This is a genomic window from Xanthomonas sp. DAR33341 (assembly GCF_003992815.1).
GTDB lineage: Bacteria > Pseudomonadota > Gammaproteobacteria > Xanthomonadales > Xanthomonadaceae > Xanthomonas > Xanthomonas cissicola.
Window position 1 is genome coordinate 64,847 of sequence record NZ_QEYV01000026.1, and the last position, 14,402, is coordinate 79,248.

At 67.6% G+C, this 14,402-nt stretch carries 13 protein-coding genes; 9 read left to right on the forward strand and 4 right to left on the reverse strand.

Going from position 1 to position 14,402, the window contains the following annotated elements; translation table 11 throughout:
• Positions 1-8 precede the first annotated feature (8 nt).
• The 3 genes from EO156_RS11530 (at position 9) to rpoH (ending at position 2,648) form a co-directional block, all read left to right on the forward strand.
• Positions 9-851, forward strand: coding sequence for a response regulator (locus EO156_RS11530; RefSeq protein WP_005927293.1), 843 nt, complete (start codon positions 9-11; stop codon positions 849-851).
• Positions 848-1,573 carry a uracil-DNA glycosylase gene (ung, locus tag EO156_RS11535; RefSeq protein WP_005911429.1) on the forward strand — a complete coding sequence of 242 codons (726 nt, stop codon included), beginning with the start codon at positions 848-850 and terminating at the stop codon, positions 1,571-1,573. Before EO156_RS11530 ends, ung begins: the two co-directional genes overlap by 4 nt.
• A gap of 199 nt (positions 1,574-1,772) precedes the next feature.
• Complete coding sequence (gene rpoH, locus EO156_RS11540; protein ID WP_005911428.1) at positions 1,773-2,648, forward strand: RNA polymerase sigma factor RpoH; 876 nt, start codon at positions 1,773-1,775, stop codon at positions 2,646-2,648.
• Between the two features lie 78 nt (positions 2,649-2,726).
• Here rpoH and EO156_RS11545 read toward each other — a convergent pair whose 3' ends face one another.
• Positions 2,727-3,341, reverse strand: a complete 615-nt coding sequence (locus EO156_RS11545) for a trimeric intracellular cation channel family protein (RefSeq protein WP_005923058.1) — start codon at positions 3,339-3,341, stop codon at positions 2,727-2,729.
• 52 nt (positions 3,342-3,393) lie between these two features.
• Complete coding sequence (locus EO156_RS11550) at positions 3,394-4,686, reverse strand: NAD(P)/FAD-dependent oxidoreductase (protein WP_029829546.1); 1,293 nt, start codon at positions 4,684-4,686, stop codon at positions 3,394-3,396.
• A gap of 119 nt (positions 4,687-4,805) precedes the next feature.
• Here EO156_RS11550 and EO156_RS11555 point away from each other — a divergent pair, with 119 nt between their 5' ends.
• Genes EO156_RS11555 through EO156_RS11565 form a run of 3 tightly spaced genes read left to right on the forward strand, consistent with a single transcriptional unit; the run spans position 4,806 to position 6,816 of the window.
• Positions 4,806-5,354 carry a hypothetical protein gene (locus EO156_RS11555; protein WP_026006890.1) on the forward strand — a complete coding sequence of 183 codons (549 nt, stop codon included), beginning with the start codon at positions 4,806-4,808 and terminating at the stop codon, positions 5,352-5,354.
• On the forward strand, positions 5,351-6,157 hold the full coding sequence (locus EO156_RS11560; protein ID WP_016849334.1) for an NYN domain-containing protein: 807 nt from the start codon (positions 5,351-5,353) through the stop codon (positions 6,155-6,157). Before EO156_RS11555 ends, EO156_RS11560 begins: the two co-directional genes overlap by 4 nt.
• Before the next feature lie 35 nt (positions 6,158-6,192).
• Entirely contained in the window at positions 6,193-6,816 is a 624-nt protein-coding gene (locus EO156_RS11565) for a glutathione S-transferase (protein ID WP_026006891.1), read from the forward strand.
• Positions 6,817-7,057: 241 nt separating this feature from the next.
• Here EO156_RS11565 and EO156_RS11570 read toward each other — a convergent pair whose 3' ends face one another.
• Complete coding sequence (locus tag EO156_RS11570; RefSeq protein ID WP_029829545.1) at positions 7,058-9,280, reverse strand: primosomal protein N'; 2,223 nt, start codon at positions 9,278-9,280, stop codon at positions 7,058-7,060.
• A gap of 469 nt (positions 9,281-9,749) precedes the next feature.
• Here EO156_RS11570 and EO156_RS11575 point away from each other — a divergent pair, with 469 nt between their 5' ends.
• Positions 9,750-10,784: a hypothetical protein gene (locus EO156_RS11575; RefSeq protein WP_029829543.1), complete on the forward strand. Its 1,035-nt coding sequence runs from the start codon at positions 9,750-9,752 to the stop codon at positions 10,782-10,784.
• Positions 10,768-11,370 (forward strand): DUF3106 domain-containing protein, encoded by a 603-nt coding sequence (locus EO156_RS11580; RefSeq protein WP_029829540.1) that lies wholly within the window; start codon positions 10,768-10,770, stop codon positions 11,368-11,370. Before EO156_RS11575 ends, EO156_RS11580 begins: the two co-directional genes overlap by 17 nt.
• Before the next feature lie 189 nt (positions 11,371-11,559).
• On the opposite strand, the gene EO156_RS11585 is transcribed toward EO156_RS11580, so the two are convergent.
• Positions 11,560-12,810, reverse strand: a complete 1,251-nt coding sequence (locus EO156_RS11585) for a DUF3667 domain-containing protein (RefSeq protein WP_029829537.1) — start codon at positions 12,808-12,810, stop codon at positions 11,560-11,562.
• Between the two features lie 186 nt (positions 12,811-12,996).
• Here EO156_RS11585 and EO156_RS11590 point away from each other — a divergent pair, with 186 nt between their 5' ends.
• Complete coding sequence (locus EO156_RS11590) at positions 12,997-14,373, forward strand: MATE family efflux transporter (RefSeq protein WP_011052541.1); 1,377 nt, start codon at positions 12,997-12,999, stop codon at positions 14,371-14,373.
• The last annotated feature ends 29 nt before the right edge of the window (positions 14,374-14,402 follow it).

Below are 14,402 nucleotides of genomic sequence, written 5' to 3' on the forward strand. Positions count from 1 at the left end.
GGCCTGCCATGCATCCACCAGATCTCAAACACCTGATCAGCGACGCGCCGCGCGTGATGGTGGTCGATGGCTCCAAGTTGGTGCGCAAGCTGATTGCCGACGTGCTCAAGCGCGACCTGCCCAATGTGCAGGTGATCGGCTGTTCCAACATTGCCGAAGCGCGTCAGGCGCTGGAAGCCGGCGCGGTGGATCTGGTCACGACCTCGCTGTCGCTGCCCGATGGCGACGGCCTGACCCTGGCGCGCAGCGTGCGCGAAACCGCCGGGCAGGCCTATGTCCCGGTGATCGTGGTCTCCGGCGATGCGCAGCAGCATCTGGTGGAGCGCCGTTTCACCGAGTACGTCACCGATTATTTCGACAAGGCGCTGGGCCATGAAGCCCTGGCGACCTTCATCCGCGGCTACGTGCAGCCCGAGCCGGTGGTGGGCGCGACCGTGCTCTACATCGAAGACAGCCGCGTGGTGGCCGAGGCGACCAAGCGCATGCTCGAACGCCAGAGCCTGAAAGTGGTGCACGTGCTCACCGCCGAAGATGCCTTTGCGCTGCTCACCGCCGAATCGCTGGGCCGCACCGAGCGCCGCATCGACGTGGTGCTGACCGACGTGACGCTGAAGGGCGAGCTCAACGGCCGCGACGTGGTCGAGCGTATCCGCATCGACTTCGCCTACGGCAAGCGCCGCCTGCCGGTGCTGGTGATGACCGGCGACACCAACCCGCGCAATCAGTCCGAATTGCTGCGCGCCGGTGCCAACGATCTGGTGCAAAAACCGATCGAAGAGCGCCTGCTGGTGACCAAGGTGTTGTTCCAGCTGCGCCTGGCACGCCTGGAGGATCAGGCTGTCACGCTATGACTGAAGGGGAAGGACGCATCCAGCTGGAACCGTCGTGGAAGGCAAGGGTGGGCGACTGGCTGCTGCGCCCGCAGATGCGGGAGCTGTCGGCGTTCCTGCGCCAGCGCAAGGCGGCCGGGGCGCGGGTGTTTCCGCCTGGCCCGCAGATCTTCGCCGCCTTCGACGCGACACCGTTCGAGCAAGTCAAGGTGGTGATCCTGGGCCAGGACCCGTATCACGGCGAAGGTCAGGCGCATGGGCTGTGCTTCTCGGTACTGCCCGGCGTGCCGGTGCCGCCGTCGCTGCTCAATATCTATAAAGAGATCCAGGACGACCTGGGGATCGCGCGGCCGGATCACGGCTACCTGATGCCCTGGGCGCGCCAGGGCGTGCTGCTGCTCAATGCGGTGCTGACGGTGGAGCAGGGACGCGCCGGGGCCCACCAGAACAAGGGCTGGGAAGGCTTCACCGATCATGTGGTGGAAACCCTCAACCGCGAGCGCGAAGGGCTGGTGTTCCTGCTGTGGGGCAGCTATGCGCAGTCCAAGGGCAAGGTCATCGACCAGACGCGCCACCGGGTCTTGAAGGCGCCGCATCCTTCGCCGCTGTCGGCGCACCGCGGCTTCCTGGGCTGCCAGCATTTTTCCAAGACCAACGACCATTTGCGGCGGCGTGGTCTGAGCCCGATCGACTGGTCGCTGCCACCGCGCAGCGCGCTGGACCTCACCTCCGCCGGCGCCTGAACGACGCTCCCGTACATTCCGTTGCGCAACCAGTTTGTCACGGTTTGCATAGGGGCTTGGTGGTACGGTAAGCCTCGAATTCGGGGTGCCGGGCTGTAGAACACCGGCGATGCCAAAAGCCCGAACGTCCTATAAATGGAATGCTGGGAACTCTTTCTGTACCCGGCAGTCCAATAGTTCGACTGCTAAGATGGTGCCTATGAACCAGACTACCTCGACTGCCCTTGTGGCAAACAATCTCCCGATTCCCAGTGCGCTCGGTTCGCTGGACGCCTACATCGGTGCCGTGCACCAGATCCCGGTGCTGTCGGTCGATGAGGAGCAGGATCTGGCCCGTCGCTTTCGCGACGAGCTGGATCTGGACGCCGCGCGCGAACTGGTCCATTCCCACCTGCGCTTCGTGGTGCACGTGGCCCGCGGCTACAACGGCTACGGCCTGCCGCTGGGCGACCTGATCCAGGAAGGCAACATCGGCCTGATGAAGGCGGTCAAGCGCTTCGACCCGGACATGGGCGTGCGCCTGGTCAGCTTCGCGGTGCACTGGATCCGTGCCGAGATGCACGAGTTCATCCTGAAGAACTGGCGCATCGTCAAGGTCGCCACGACCAAGGCGCAGCGCAAACTGTTCTTCAACCTGCGCAAGTCCAAGACGCGTCTGGGCTGGCTCAATGCGTCGGAAGTGACTGCGGTTGCCAAGGACCTGAACGTCTCCGAGCGTGAGGTGATGGAAATGGAGTCGCGCCTGTCCGGTCGCGATATCGGTTTCGACGCGTCGTCGGACGAAGACGACGATCACGGCCCGCCGTCGCCGGTGAGCTACCTGGTCGCCAATGAAGAAGATCCGTCGCAGGCGTACGAGCGTCACGACAGCGAAGACAACCAGCTGCAGCTGCTGCGCGAAGGTATGGCTGGCCTGGACGCCCGCTCGCGCGACATCGTCAAGCGCCGCTGGCTGGATTCCGATTCCAAGGTGACGCTGCAGGAACTGGCAGACGAATACGGCGTGTCGGCCGAGCGCATCCGTCAGATCGAAGCGAATGCGCTGAAGAAGATGAAGGCGCTGTTCGTCGCCTGATCCTGTCGGTCTTGCGCGAGTGTTTGCACAGACGGCCCGGTTTTCCGGGCCGTCTGCCTATGTGGGGCTACGCGATTGCTACTCCGGCGAGCGCGCCACCGGCAGATGCCAGCCGTAGCGGATCGCCATGAAGCGCAGGCCGAAGCACACGCCGGCGCCGGTCGCCAACGACCAGGCCTGCGGCACATCCAGGACGTGCCCGACCGCGACCAGCCCGCCACCGGCAAGCGCGGCGACCGCGTACAGTTCGGCCTGCAACACCACCGGCGTGCGCGCCACCAGCAGATCGCGCGCAATGCCGCCGCCGATGCCGCTGAGCATGCCCAGCAATGTCGCGCTCAACGGGGTGAGGTGATAGTCCAGCGCCTTGCTGGTGCCATAGACCGCAAACAGCGCCAGCCCGGCCGCATCGAAGATCTGCACCGGATTGCGCAGGCGCTCCACCGCTGCATGCCAATAGAACCCGGCCACGCCGGCCAGGCAGGCCACCAGCAGATACTGCGGCTGCACCAGCGCGGCCGGCGGGGTGGCGCCGATCAGCACATCGCGCACGATGCCGCCGGACACCGCGGCCGCGCAGGAGAGCACCAGCACGCCGAACAGGTCCAGACGGTTGCGTACCGCCACGGTCGCCCCGCTCAGGGCGAACACGAAGGTGCCGAGCAGATCCAGCAGGAACAGGACAGTTGCCACGGTCAGGCCATCGCATCAGGCCGCACAGCATCGCGCACGGCTTGCGCCGCTGTCATCCGTCCTTGCTGCTGGGGGGAGGATCGTCGGTGGCGCCGCCGAAGATGATGCGCGCGGCGCGCTGGTAGCTCCAGTACGCCATCGCCCAGTTCACCAGCACCACGAACCGGTTGCGGAAGCCGATCAAAAAGTACACGTGCGCAGCCAGCCAGAACCACCAGGCGACGACGCCGGACAGCTTGAGCTTGCCCACATGCACGATGGCGGCCATGCGGCCGATCGTGGCCAGGTTGCCGTAGTCCTGGTAGCGGAACGCCGGCGCGGTCTGGCCGCGCTGCCGCGCCCGGATCGCCTTGGCGATGTGCTTGCCCATCTGCTTGGCGGCCGGTGCCACGCCCGGCACCGGGCGGCCGTCCTGCTGCACCGAGGCCAGATCGCCGCCGACGAAGATGTCCGGGTGGCCCGGCACGCTGAGGTCGGCTTCGACCAGCACGCGGCCGGCGCGATCCAGCGGCACGCCCAGCGTACGCGCCAGCGGCGAGGCGGCCACGCCGGCGGCCCACACCACGGTGCGTGCCGGCACGAAGGTGTCGCCGAGCTGGTAGCCCAATGCATCGATCTGCGTGACCGGAGTTCCGGTGTGCACCTCCACGCCCAGACGTTCCAACTGCTTGCGCGCCTTGGCGGTGAGATCTTCCGGAAACGAGGGCAGCACGCGCGGACCGGCTTCGACCAGCCGCACGCGCGCCTGCCGCGGGTCGATGTGGCGGAACTCGTTCTTGAGTGTGTGGCGGGCGATTTCGGCCAGAGTGCCGGCCAGTTCGACGCCGGTGGGCCCGCCGCCGACCACTGCAAAGCTCAGCCAGGCGGCGCGTGCGGCAGGGTCGGATTCGGCTTCTGCGCGTTCGAAGGCCAGCAGCAGCTTGCGCCGCAGCACCAGCGCGTCGTACAGCGTTTTCAGGCCAGGGGCGTGTTCGGCCCATTGGTCGTTGCCGAAATAGGCATGGGTGGCGCCGGTGGCCAGCAGCAACATGTCGTAGCCGAGCGTGCCGCCATCGGCCAACACCACCTCGCGGCGGCTTGGTGCGATATCGGTGACATCGCCGAGCAGTACTTCGACATTGCGTTGCTCGCGCAGGATGTGCCGCAGCGGCGCGGCGATGTCCGGTGCCGACAGGCCGGCGGTGGCCACCTGATACAGCAGGGGCTGGAACAGGTGGTGGTTCTGACGGTCGACCAGAGTGATGCGGATGCCGGGGTCGTCGAGCGCGCGGGTCGCCCATAAGCCGGCGAATCCGCCGCCAACCACAACCAGATGCAGCGGAGCTTGGGAGGGGAGAGAGGTCATCGTAAGGTCCGATGGAGTGCGACGCGGGCGTATCAGGATGCCGCATCGGCAATGAACATGCCGCGTGAGCGTGGCCCGCCTGCGGCATCATGTCGCATCTCCAGCTTCCGGCCACCCCCATGTCGTCGCTCCCGCCGCCGTTGCCGCCGTTGTCGTCTGTGCCGCCCGCTGCACCGTCGCGGGCAGCGGGCGTCAAGAAGCCGCTCAGCAGTGTGGCGATCGGGCTGATTGGCGTGGCGACGTGTGTAGTGCTGTTCGGGACGCTGGTGCTCGGCGCGCTCATCTGGCTGATGTCGATCGGTTGGTCGCTGTTTGCCGATCAGGCGCGCAGTGCGCTGCAGGCCGATGCCGTGGTGCAGGAACATATCGGGCACATCCGCGACATGCAGGTGGATCTGTATCGCACCAGTCTGGCCCCGGGTAGCGACGAGTTCGTGTTCGATGTGGAAGGCGATCGCGGCACCGGGCGCGTGCACGCTACCTGGGTCAGCGACGGGGCAGAACGCGAGATCCTGAGTACGGGCGTGCTCACGCTGCGCGATGGCACCGAGTACACATTGCCGGCCGAGACCGACGTGGAGGAGAGTGAGATGGACACCGACACCGACACCGACACCGACACCGGTACCGACTTCAAGACCGAATCTGCGAAGTCCCTGGAGCAATGAGCATGAGCGACAACCCTGACAAACGCATCGCGCTGCTGATCGATGCGGACAATGCGCCGGCCGGCAAGATCGACGTGGTGCTGGCCGAAGTGGCGCGCTACGGCGTGGCCAACGTGCGCCGCGCCTACGGCAACTGGAAGAGTCCGCACCTGAAAGGCTGGGAGGCGGCGTTGCACGACTACGCGATCCGGCCGATCCAGCAATTTGCCTACAGTTCCGGCAAGAACGCCTCGGACATGGCAATGGTGATCGATGCGATGGACCTGTTGTACGCGCGCAATCTGGATGGATTTGCGATCGTCTCCAGCGATGCCGATTTCACGCCGCTGGTGATGCGCCTGCTGACCGACGGCATGAAGGTCTATGGCTTCGGCGAAAAGAAGACACCGGCGCCGTTCGTCAATGCGTGCTCCAAGTTCACCTATGTCGAGGCGCTCGGCGAGCAAGCTGCAGCCGCCAGCGAGACGGCTGCCGGTCGCAAGGACGCCACCGCATTACGTCGCGATACGCGTCTGGTCCAAATGCTGCGCAATGCGATCGTCAGCGCCTGCGAAGACGATGGCTGGGCGCTGCTGAGTGCAGTCGGCAAGCAGGTGGCCAACCAGGCCTCGTTCGATCCACGCAACTATGGCTATCGCAAACTCAGCGATCTGGTGCGCGCGATCGGCTTGTTCGAGATCAGGCAGGACGAACAGGCGTTGTGGATGCGCGACACGCCCAAGAACGGCCGCGGCAAACCGGCGCAACCGGCGGCTGCCAAGCGCCCGGCACGTGCGCCGGCCAAACCTGCAGCAGGGGGCTGAGCATGACGCAGGACGCAAATGTGCCCACCGCAGCGATGCCCGCCATCACGATCTGGGGGCGGCGCAATTCCAGCAATGTGCGCAAGGCGTTGTGGTGCGCCGAAGAAGCCGGGGTGGCCTACAGCTCGATCGAAGTGGGCGGTGCGTTCGGCGGCAACGACACGCCGGCCTATCGCGCATTGAATCCGAACGGCGTGGTGCCGACCTTGCAGGATGGTGCGCTGGTGCTGTGGGAGTCCAATGCGATCGTGCGCTACCTAGCCGCGCAATATGCGCCGGCCCTGTATCCGCAGGCACCGGCCGAGCGCGCGCTGGGCGACCGCTGGATGGATTGGACCACCTCCACGTTCGCCGGTGTGTTTCGCGACCTGTTCTGGGGCGTTGTGCGCACGCCGGAGGCCGAGCGCGATCACGCACGCATCGCTGCGGCGTTGACCCAGTCGGGCGAGTTGCTCGCACGTGCCGATGCGGCATTGGCGCAGCAGCCGTACCTGTCCGGCGGACGGTTCGCGATGGGCGATATACCGCTGGGCAGCTTCATCTACGCGTGGTTCGAAATGCCGATCGAGCGGCCCGAATTGCCGCATCTGCAGGCGTGGTACGCGCGCTTGCGTGTGCGGCCGGCGTACCAGCGTGGGGTGATGACCGCGCTGACTTGAGTTTCGCGTTTCCGCTCAGGCCAGCATGGTCCATGGCAGGCGCCGCACGTGCTGCCGACCCGACACGTTGCTGCAAGGACATGGGCCTTGTACATCGCGCGACTAAATAGCCCGCGTTTTCTGTAGGAGCGCACTGGTGCGCGAGGGCATTTTCGGTAACGCCACATCGCGCCCAGGTGCGCTCCTACGCAAGCTGGGTACACGGTGATCTAGCTGCTGCTCCGCGTGCGATACGCCCGCACTAATACAGATCGATCGGATCCACATCCAGCGACCAGCGTACGCGCCGCGCCTGCGGCAGCGCATAGATCGCAGGCAGTTGCGCATCCAGCAGACGATGCAGCGCCGAGCGCTGTTGCGCGGACAACAGCAACTGGGTGCGCTGGAAACCGGCGCGGCGTGGCATCGGTGCCGGCATCGGGCCGTAGCACTCCACTGCGGCAAAGGCAGGCGATTGTGCGGTGCTGTCTGCCGTGGTCAGGCCACGCACCGCCATCAGGAATTGGTTGGCCGCGGCCACGTCCTTGGCCTCGGCGCGGAACAGCGCCAGATGCGCGAACGGCGGAAATCCCGCGGCCTCGCGCTGCTGCAGTTCGGCGTCGGCGAAGGCGTGGTAGCCGCCATTGACCAGGGTCTGCAGCAACGGGTGTTCGGGGTGATGGGTCTGCAGCCAGACTTCGCCCGGCCGGTCGGCACGGCCGGCGCGTCCGGCCACCTGGATCAACTGCTGGGCCAGTTTTTCGGCGGCGCGGAAGTCGGCCGAGAACAGGCCTTCGTCGATGCCGACCACCACGACCATGGTTAGCCGCGGCAGGTCGTGGCCCTTGGCCAGGATCTGCGTGCCGACCAGGATGCCGGCCTCGGTGCCGAGCCGGGCGAGCTGGGTTTCCAGTGCGTCGCGGCGCTGGGTAGTGCTGCGGTCGATGCGCACCACCGGGACGTCCGGAAACGCCTCGGTCAGGCGTTCTTCCAGCCGCTCGGTGCCGATGCCCTGCGGCTGCAGCGCCAGGCTGGCGCAGGCCGGGCAGGCCAGCGGTGCGGGTTGGCGCGCGCCGCAATGGTGGCACTGCAGGCGCCGGCCGCCTGCATGCACGGTCATCGGGGTCTGGTGCAGCGGCGTGCTGCAGCGCTGGCAGGCAGCGGTCCAGCCGCAGTCGTGGCACAGCAGCACCGGTGCATAGCCGCGGCGGTTCTTGAACACCAGGACCTGTTCGCCACGCGCCAGGGTGGTGCCGATACCGGCCAGCACCTCGGGCGACAGGCCGTCCTTGAGCGGGCGCTTGCGCACGTCGAGCACGCGCACGCGCGGCGGACGCGCTTCGCCGGCGCGCTGCGACAGGCGCAGATGCTGGTAGCGACCGGCGTAGGCGTTGTGCAGGCTTTCCAGCGATGGCGTGGCGCTGCCCAGGATCACCGGCACATCCAGCGCCTTGCCGCGTACCAGCGCGAAATCGCGCGCGTGATAGCGGATGCCGTCCTGCTGCTTGTAGCTGCCGTCGTGTTCTTCGTCGATCACGATCAGGCCGGCGTTGGGCAGCGGGGTGAACACCGCCGAGCGGGTGCCGACGATCAGCTGTGCCTGGCCGCGCCAGGCCGCCGCCCAAACCCGCGCGCGTTCGCCATCGGACAGACCCGAGTGCAGCGCATGCACCGGCACGCCCAGGCGCGCACGGAAACGCCCCAGGGTCTGCGGCGTCAGCCCGATCTCGGGCACCAGCACCAGCGCCTGCTTGCCGGCGGCCAGGCAATCGGCGAGCGCCTGCAGGTAGACCTCGGTCTTGCCGCTGCCGGTGACGCCGTCGAGCAGATAGGTGGCAAAGCCGCTATGCGCGCGGATCGCGGCGGTGGCGGCCTGTTGTTCGTCGTTGAGCGGCGGGCCGTTGCCGGGGCGTGGCGGAATCGTGTCGGCCGGCACCGCCACGCGCTCGGCGTACTCGCGCTTGGCCAGGCTGCGCGCGGCTTCGCGCCACTGCGGCAGCAGCGGGTCCAGTTGCTCCTCGCCGACCGCACCGGTGCGCAGCAGGGCTGCCAGCAGGGCGGGGCGGCTGCCTGCGCGCAGGCTGGTTGAGCCGGTGCGGCCGGCTTCGGTCAGCTGCCAGGCCCAGGCGTGGGTATCGGCCAGCGGCTCGCCGCGCCGAAGCGGGCCGGGCAGGGCGCTGGCCTGGGCCTCGCCGAGCGGGGCGTGGGTGTAGCGGGCCAGCCAGTGCAGCGAGCGGGCCAGTTCATCGACCAGCAGCGGGGCCTGGTCGCACCACGCCAGTGCCGGGCGCAAGCCGTCGGCCGCGGGCAGTTGCCCGATCTCCACCACAACCCCGACCAGCTCGCGCGGCCCGAACGGCACCCGCACCCGGCAGCCGACCCGCGCCGGATCGGTCGGCGCCGCATCGGCCGGAGGCAGATAGTCGAACAACTGGGGCAGCGGCACCGGCAAGGCGACGCGCAGGGTGGCGACGGTCGAAGACATCCGACCAGTCTACTCACCCTGTCCAGAGGCCGGCGGCCGACCCCGAATCGGCCCAGATCCACGCCGGGGCAGCGGCCGCGTTTCTGTGACGGAAGTGATAAATACGACGTAAACCTATGTGAGGGTTAAGGAAAGGGGTTTATCCACACCGGCTGTGGATAAACCTGTGAATTAGTCTCGTGCTCCACGCTGTGACGATGGATTCACTAGCCTCTGCAACCTCTTGGACATTTTTTAGCCAACATCCATAAATCAATAAATTTCAATCACTTAGGCGTGAAACACGATTGCAACAAAGAAAAAACAACAGTTGACAGACGCCTGCGTATCGGTATGTCTGCCGCTGTGCACAACCCGCATCGGCGGCAGGCGCGGCCGATGTGAAGCCGGAGCGGGGCCGAGCCGATCTGTCAAGCCATCGGCGGGGGGCAATCGCGTCGGTATCATGCCGGCCGATGCTGGAGTTCTCATGACCGTAGTCCCCGACGCCCCTGTGACCCCCGCCGCGCTATCTGCCTTCTTGCGGGGTGTGGAACGCCGGGGACTGGTGCTCGCGCAATTGCAGTGCGGCGATGTGGCCGCCGCCGAGCGCGCCCTCGCAGCGGCCTTGCGCGCCTTCAGCAGCCAGGCGGCAGGTCGGCCGATGGCAGGCTGGCCGATGCGCTTCTGGAGCCTGCTGGCCACCGCGCCACCGCTGCGGCGCGAGCCGATGCCGGGCACGTGGCTGCCCCCGTTCACCGCCTTGGGCCGGATGCAGACTGCCGACCGCCTGGCGCTGCTGCTGCGGATCGTGGCCGGGCTGGAAGAAGGCGTGGCCAGCGAGGTGCAAGGCGTCGAAACGGCCGACTACCGGCAGTTGCTGGCGCGTGCCTGCCCGCGCGACGCCGCAGGCAATCCGGATGCCCAGGCCTGGCGGGCCCTGGCCGAGGCGGCGCAAGTGGAACTGCGCGACCTGAGCCCGGCCCAGTTGGCCCGGCTGGGCCAGCTCCGCGATTCGGCCCTGGCCGGACTGCCGTTGCAGGCTGCCGCGCCGGCCGAGCCGGCACCGGCGCCGCGTCGTCCAGCCGCCGCGCGCGCGCGGGCCCGGCGGCAATGGCAGTGGCCCCAGCTGGAGCGCCGCCACGCCGGCGTGGCACTGGGCGTGCTGGCGGTGGCACTGCTGCTGGCAGTACTGGGCTGGTGGTGGACCCACCGCCGGCCCGCGCTTCCTCCCGAGCCCGTTTCGCAGGCGCCTGCCGGCGTGCTGCACGTGACCGACGCGGCACCGGTACTGGTGGAAGAACTCCCGGCGGCCGACCTGCCGGATGCCGTGGCCGCCCCGGGCCTGGATCCACGCGACCAGGCGATGCTGGCCGACCCGGATCTGGAGCTGGCCCGCGCTGCGGACGTCTATGCCTGGTATGCCGCCGGCCACCCGGTGCCGGTTGATGAATCCGGTGCGCATGCCACCGCGGCCGAGCAGCCTTCCGCCCCTCTGGAGACGGTCGATGATGAAACCAACTAAATGGTGCGGCCTGCTGCTTTGCGCGATTGCCGCCGTCGCCGGCGCGCAGCGCTTGCCGACGCCGCTGGAAGAATCCGCCGCTGCGCCGGCCGCGTCCACGTCCGCTGCCGCAGCGCCGGGTACATCGCCCAGCGCCGCGCAGCAGGTCGCGCGCTGGGCGGCGATGACGCCTGCGCAGCAAGCCGAGCTGCGCGCCCGCTACGCTGCCTGGAAGGGTCTGACTGCTACCGACCGGGTGGTGTTGCGCCAGGCACGCGAGCGGCTGCAAGCCTTGCCCGAGGATCAGCAACGCGCGTTGCGCACCCAGTTCGGCGCGATGGATCGCCTGCATCGCGATGGCTGGCGCCTGGGATCGCAGGTAGGGGCGTTCTATGCCCAGTTGCAGCCGTTGATCGGCTACGTGCCGCCTGCCCAGCGCGAGGCCATGCTGGCCGCGCTGCGCAGCATGGACGCCGGTCAGCTGGAGCAACTGGCAGTGCTGGCGCAGCGCACCCCGCCCCAGGAACGCGACGGCTTGCGCGCGGCCTTCCTGGCCGAAGCGCCGGCCACGCGCAGCACCTGGTTGAAGCGCCAACTGGCGCGTTGATCGCTCGCGCCGCCGGTTCGGCGCCGTCAGCGCGCGCAATGCTTTTTAGCGTTGCGCCGGTCACATCGGTTCAAGCGGGAGCCTGTTTGCGCACTGCCGCTCCAAAATGCCCCACCTCCAATCCCGGCATCGCTGCCTCGCGCTGCTATGCGGGCGTTTTCGCACAACCGTCTGCGCAGATTCGTCGCGTCAAAGACGCGCCAGACTCGCCACCATCAATAGCGCCGCGGCCACCGTCACCAACACCAGATACACTCCGCTCAGGCCGAGGTACTTGAGCACGGTGACCGGCCAGGACTGCGCGTACACGCGCCGCTGCATCCAGAGCAGGTACACCGGCATCCAGGCCGTCAGCCCGAACTGCGCAAGTCCGATACTCCAGGTGATCGGGCTGGCGACGTGCGCCAGCGCATCGCTGAGCAGCGACAACAGCAGCTGCGTCAGCAGGTTCAGGCACAGGAAGGCGTGGCTGTACAGCGCCACCACCAGATGCTCCAGATACACCTGCCCGCTGCGCACGTAGAACACCCGCAACAGCAGCGCAAACAATGGCACCAGCACCAGCAGTGCAGACGGTACCGCTGCGAAGAACGCGTTGTAGAGCAGCTGCGGATCGCTGCGCAGCCGCGGCAGGTTGTCGCGGATATGGCGAAGCTGGGTATTGATCCAGCGGTTGGCGAACTGCGGTAGCGCCGCATAGTGCAGTGGGTTGCTCACCGGGTCCCACGGCTTGCCCGTCACCGAAAAGAACGTGCTGTCGCTGTTTGCCTCTGCGATGGGCACGGCGCTGGTCGGACGCGCGTCGGCCTGCAACTGCGTCAGACGGCGTTGCGCTTGCGCGTTGGCACGCGCGATGCCGGCGTCCACGCTGTCGCGTGCGATGCCGGTCGGCACCGCCGCGCGTGTCTGCGTCAGCGTGTCGACCAATTGCCTGCGTACCGCTTCTACCTGCGCCGGCGTGCGTGCGTGTGCGAAATCCTTGGGAACCGCGGTCTGGCTGGTGCCGGGCGCCGGTGCGATATCGCTGTCTGCGTCGGACGCATGCACGGCGATGCGCGCAATGAAGAACGTCAACAGGCTCAGTACCAGAAACAGCCGCATCGGCGCCACGTAGCGCACGCGTTGGCCGCCCAGGAAGCGCTGCGCCACGCGTCCGGGCACCAGCAGGTCGCGCAGGGTGCGGAAAATGCGCCCATCCAGATGCCAGAACGATTCGAAGACTTCTTCCACTGCATGGGCGACGCTGCGCACCGGGTTGTGCGCGCTTTGCCCGCAGGCGTGGCAGTACGCCCCATGCAAGGCAGTCGCACAATTTTCGCAGGCCGTGGGATGGTGCGCGGTCGAATGCGGTGACATGAGCCAGGTCCGGTTGGCGAGTCGGGGAAGGCGCGTTGCCGTCGACCTGATCCCGAAAGACCGGCGTTTGGCGCACGCGTGCAACGGTATCCCGCGCCGGCCCGGTTGCAGCAGCCTTCGCGTTTTTGCCCGCGCGCGCAGTCGCGCAGCGGGCTCTACCCAGCTGCGCGGCAAGGCCGCAGTCGGAAAGTAGGCGTAAGATAGCCGGCCCGCGCGACCCGGTGCCAGCGCCTCCCGGCACGGCCGTAGTCCGCGCAGCGATCGGTTGTCATGTCTGTTTCTTCTGCACCCCCGTCCGCGACGCCAGGCTTCGCCTCGGAAGTGCGCACCACCGGCCTGCTTGCATTGCCGCTGGTGCTCGGCCACGTTTCCACCGGCCTGATCGGTTTTGTCGACAACGTCATCGCCGGCCACCACGGCACCGCCACGCTGGCTGCAGTCACCATCGGCACTTCGCTGCTGTGGCTGCCGATGCTGGTGCCGATCGGCACCTTGATTTCGTTGACCGCCTCGGTCTCGCAATTGCTCGGCGCCGGCCGCGAGCGCGAGATCGGGCCGCTGTTCCGACAGGCGCTGTGGCTGTCGCTGGGGCTGAGTGCGCTGATGTTCGTGTTCCTGAGCGTGGTGCCGCCGTTGCTGCCCACCTTCGGGATTGCGCCGGACATCGTGCCCGGTGCCACCGCGTTCCTGCACGCGGTCCGCTGGGGCGTGCCGGCGCTGACGTTCTACTTCTGCATGCGCTACCTCAGCGAGGGCATGCACTGGACGCTGCCGACCATGCTGCTGGGCTTTGGCGGCTTGCTGGTCCTGGCACCGGTGGGCTATGCGCTGACTTATGGCAAGTTCGGCTTCGCCGAGCACGGTGCCGAAGGGCTTGGCATGGCCTCGGCCATCACCATGTGGGTGCAGGCGAGCGTGTTCGCGCTGTATTTGTGGCGCGCGCGACGTTTTGCGCATCTGCAATTGTTCGCCCACCTGGAAGGGCCGCGCTGGCGCGCCATCGGCGAGTTGCTACGCACCGGCTTGCCGATCGGCATTACGGTTTTGATGGAAGGCGGGTTGTTCATCGTCACCGCGCTGTTGATCGGCCGGCTGGGCTCCACCGAAGCGGCCGCGCACCAGATTGCGATCAACGTCGCGCAGCTGTGTTTCATGATCCCGATGGGCGTGGCCGAGGCCACCACCGTGCGCGTGGGCCACGCAGTGGGCCGCGGCGACCCGCAGGCGATGCGGCGCGCAGCCTGGGCCGGCTATGCCATCGTGCTGGGCACGCAAGCGCTATCGGCCAGCGCGCTGCTGCTGGGCCACGATGCCATCGTCGGCGTCTATACCGACGACGTGGCCGTGGCCGCGCTGGCCTCGGTGTTGCTGCTGTTTGCCGCCACGTTCCAGTTTCCCGACGGCATCCAGGTGCTGTCGGCCGGCGCGCTGCGCGGGCTCAAGGACACCCGCGTGCCAATGTTCCTGGCGATGTTTTCGTACTGGGGCGTGGGCATGCCGATCGGCGCCGGGCTCGGCCTGGGGCTGGGCTGGGGACCAAAGGGCATGTGGGTGGGCCTGATCTTGGGCCTGACGGTGGCGTCGATCCTGATGGGGCTGCGCTTTCGCCAGACCAGCCGGCGGCTGACCGCCACCGTGACACCCTGACTTCCAGCGCATCCCGCGCGCGCTGCGCA